This is a genomic window from uncultured Clostridium sp. (genome assembly GCF_934754915.1).
GTDB lineage: Bacteria > Bacillota > Clostridia > Clostridiales > Clostridiaceae > Clostridium.
The window spans coordinates 1-4,558 of record NZ_CAKVKB010000204.1; the positions used below are offsets into that span (position 1 = coordinate 1).

The window sequence follows — 4,558 nt, forward strand, 5'->3', positions numbered from 1 at the left end:
TTTACCTTTTGTAAGTTCTGATATTGCTGATTGAATAAGATGTTCATTTTCAGGATCAATAGAAGCTGTCGCTTCATCAAGTATTATTATTGGTGCATCTTTAAGCATTGCTCTTGCAATTGATATACGCTGTTTCTGTCCTCCTGAAAGTGAAGAACCACCTTCTCCAACTACTGTATCATATCCATTTGGAAGTTCCATTATAAAATCATGACAGCAAGCTTTTTTAGCTGCTTCAATAATTTCTTCTTTAGTTGCATCACTTTTTCCAAATGCAATGTTATTGGCTATTGTATCATTAAATAGATATACATTCTGAAATACCATTGCCATATTTGATAATAAACTTTCACATGTCAAGTCTTTAATATTGTGATTTCCTATTCTTATTTCTCCACTATTTACATCATAGAATCTTGCTAAAAGATTGCATAAAGTTGTTTTACCACTTCCTGAAGGTCCTACAATTGCTGTTACTGAATGTTCTTTAATATCAAAATTCACATCATCTATTATATTTCTTTTTCCATATCCAAATGAAACATCTTTAAATTCTATATCAAAATTATCAAGTTTAATATCTTTTCCATCTTCATCTATAAACTTTTCACTCTTTAATTTGTCAAGTTCATCCATTGCATTCTCAATTATCCCCATAACATGTGCTGAATCACTTATGGATTCAACTCCTTCAAAAATCAGGAATGAAAACATACAAAACATAATCATTACAGGAAAAGGCATAGAACCTTTTAATGCAAGGTATGAAGCTGCTGCCACAAGTCCAACTGATGCAAGTTTTAATGAATATATATGTGCACAATTATTCTTATTAAAACCAAGTTCAATTTTAACATTTATATTTCTGCTGTCTCTGCATGCTTTCTTCATAGAAGCAACTGAGGCACCTGATTGTCCAAAGGATTTTACTACAGCAAGTCCTCTGGCATATTCGATTGCAGCATTTGATAAATCTTTATTTGCTTTTGCTGATATAGGTGCATATTGAGTACTCTTATTAGAAATTCCAATAAGAAATATAAATGATAATCCTACTCCGAGAAGTATTATAAGTGACACAAAAGGATTGAAAAATGCGATAAATAAAAACATGCATAAACAGTTTATATATGAACCTACAATAGTATCTATCATTCTTATTCCCATTGATTCAAGAGTTCCAAGTCCAGTTGTTACAGCATTTAATATTTCACCTGTATTCACTCTTTCAAAATATCCAAGAGAAACACGCTTTAAAATATCGCCTATAGCAAGACGATCTCTTGCCACAAGTTCAAAACTTATGCTCTCCTGAAATCTTGCTCGTATATAATCCAAAAGAAATCTGCAGAATATTGATGCTGCTATCAATCCTATTGAAAATAAAATCCATTTTTTATCAAACACTGCTTTTCCTCTGGCATCATCAATAATCATTCCTATTGTATATGCAGCAATCATTACTGGAGCTGCGACAAACCATGTTGAGAAAAACGAACATACAAATCCTATATATAATCTGCTTTTAAAGTCCCCACACCATTCAATGATTCTCTTTACAGTCTTAAACATATGTATTCACTTCCTTTTAACATACTGATTTATTTAATGTTGTTTTATCTATTTCTTTCTTTTCCATTGCTTGTCTCTTTGATACTGCCCATGCTTTGGCACCAATATGTGCTTTCCACATCTTAAGGTAAAGAGGGCATTTTTCTAATAATTCATCTTGTGTTCCCTGTGCCTCAATTCTTCCATCCTTAAGAACCACAATATTATCTGCATTTTTTATTGTTGACAATCTATGAGCTATTACAAGTATTGTTTTTCCTTTTGTAAGAGCTCCAATGCTCTTTTGAATCTTATGCTCATTTTCAGGATCAGTAAAAGCTGTTGCTTCATCCAATATTACAATTGGAGCATTTTTTAATATCATTCTTGCAATTGCAATTCTCTGCTTTTCTCCTCCTGACAAGGATTTTCCTGCTTCTCCAGCCATAGTGTTATATCCATTTTCTAATTTATCTATAAATTCATCACATTGTGCTGCTTTTGCTGCTTTATAAACTTCTTCATCAGTTGCATTAGGATTACCTACTCTTATATTTTCAAGAAGGGAACAATTGAAAAGGAAATTGTCCTGAGTAACAAAGCTTATTAATGATGAAACCTGTGAAAGAGGCATATCTTTAACATTTACGTTGCCAATCTTTATACTTCCAGATGTTACATCCCAGAATCTTGCTATAAGTTTTGCAACTGTTGACTTTCCTCCCCCAGATGGTCCAACCAATGCTGTAAATGTCCCATTAGGCAGTTTCAAATCAATTCCCTTTAACACTTCCTTATCATCAGTCTCATCATAAGAAAAATGTACATCATCCAGTTCTACATCATAATTTAAAACCTCTGCTTCTTTTTGTGGTTCAGGGAGTTCCTTCATATCTAAGAAACTCTGAGTTTCATTAACCATAAATGACATCTTTTTCATTTCATTTCCAAATACTTCTATCTTTGCAAGGGATCCTACCATAGACATAGAAAGCATAGAACATAATAAAACTTGTGAAGGATCTAATTCCCCTTTTGTGTATAGATATAACCCCATAGGTACTGTACCAAGAAGAGTTGATGGCAATAATGCAAAACATAATTTCATAGTTATCCATGTACTTCTAAACCAGTCAAGTATAAAATCCCTGTAATCTGTAATAGCAGTTTCAAATTTTTCATACGACTTTCCAGTCTGGCCAAATGCCTTGATAACTTGTATTCCTTCAATATATTCTACGATTACACTGCTTACATAATTTCCTGATTCTATATATTTATCAAATTTACTGCTGCTTTGTTTCATTAGAATTACAAAAGGAATAATTGTTAATGGAATTGTAACTATTGATGCTAATGCCATTTTAAAGTCAAGCAATATTAAAAATATGAATATGGTAATAGGAAGAACTGCATTTCCTGTAAATTCAGGAATCATATGTGCAAGTGGCGGTTCAATATTTTCAATTTTATCAACTATCATATTTTTTATCTCACCAATACTTTTAGACATTACACTTCCGAGAGGTGCTTTAATAAATTTATCAACAACTTGAATTCTTAATCTCTCCAATATCTCATATGCTGATATATGTGACAAAGATGTTGATATTGCAAAACAGATTATCTTTGCAAGATAGAATTGCTTATAAACTCTTGAATAATCTTATAAACTGAAACATAAGGTATAAGTCCACATAATATACTTATGATTGAAAAGACTACTGATAAAATTATTTTTCCTCTGCAATATGCTGCATAAACCATAAGGTTTGATATCCAGTTTTTCTTTTTCATTTTATTCACTCTCTTTCTTTAGAAATATCATTTATATAGAGCAGATAAATATTAAATATAATTTCAACCTTGTAATATACATTATCAACGCTTCTATATAATAATAATCATTTTCAATATAAACAGAATTTTTATTACCTTTTCTATAATCATCTTATCCCAGCCTTAAATTTTCCTCAATTCCATTTGGACTACTATTATCCAATTAGACATTTTATTTACGCACAAAAAAATATCACACAATTCATCTTATTCATGAATTATGTGATATTTTTTATGTTAATCTTTGTCTATTAAGACAAATTTTCAGTGCAGAAAAGCTTGATGCAGTTCTCAACCATAGTCTGATCATATTCAGTGGAAATACCAGCAGCAAGCCAGTATGCATAATCACCAGCATCATACTTTCCCAATTGATCTAAGTCGCTGCCATATCGAAACTCAATATGATAAGTTGTGTCAGATGTATCAGGAGCGATACAAAAATAAGTGAACTCTCCAGAATCATCATCATCGCTTTCATACTCATACAAGCCACGAACTTCCTCCATTCCAATATAATGATATTTATGTTCAAACAGCTTGTTTCCATTAACATCATAACCTTTGATTTTAGAAGCAGAGCCATCAAATTCCAATGTTCTTACACCTTGCGTGAAATCACAATCATAGACACCATTACCATCTGCATAGGCTTCAACGGCTTCCTTGCCATAAAGCTTACCTGTAACCATATAATCTTGATCTGCATTTCAGAAAAATGTATATTATGGCTTGGCTTACTTTCCAAAGAATTCAGTTCAGTCAGTACAAGAAGCAGTTCCAAAATCTTAACCCGAATATAACCATGCTGGATTTTTATAGGAACTGTATATAGTTCTGAAAAAATATGCTCTATACTAGAATTTGCCCGGATAATCATAAAATCATGCATTTGAGAAAGCTCTCTTATATGATGTAAATCCACATTCAATAATTCCAGTACATTTTCCATCTCACTTGTAACCATGGAAAAATCAATAGTAACAGTAATTCCATGATAATGAGACGTTGGAAATTCTGACTGATGAGCATTATCTTGTAAATTATCTATTCCTAAAACTTTTCCCCACAAGTGGGGAAAACATATATTACTTAAATATTCTATTAACTAAAGTATTTCATCTTTTAGTTATGATCTTAATCCTTTAATGTGAACTACCTCTAAGCT

At 31.6% G+C, this 4,558-nt stretch carries 2 protein-coding genes and 1 pseudogene; all 3 read right to left on the reverse strand.

Features of this window, described 5'->3' with window-relative positions; all coding sequences use genetic code 11:
- The coding region (locus tag Q0F58_RS17375) for an ABC transporter ATP-binding protein (protein WP_294379128.1) at nt 1-1,572 on the reverse strand (1,572 nt) is incomplete at its 3' end.
- A gap of 16 nt (nt 1,573-1,588) precedes the next feature.
- Nucleotides 1,589-3,348 (reverse strand): annotated as a pseudogene (locus Q0F58_RS17380) (ABC transporter ATP-binding protein).
- Nucleotides 3,349-3,641: 293 nt separating this feature from the next.
- On the reverse strand, nt 3,642-4,082 hold the full coding sequence (locus Q0F58_RS17385) for a hypothetical protein (RefSeq protein ID WP_294379129.1): 441 nt from the start codon (nt 4,080-4,082) through the stop codon (nt 3,642-3,644).
- Nucleotides 4,083-4,558 lie beyond the last annotated feature (476 nt).

Coding starts and splice junctions, on each gene's coding strand:
- Q0F58_RS17385 (WP_294379129.1), bottom strand. CDS start 4,082: ATGGTTACAGGTAAGCTTTATGGCAAGGAAGCCGTTGAAGCCTATGCA.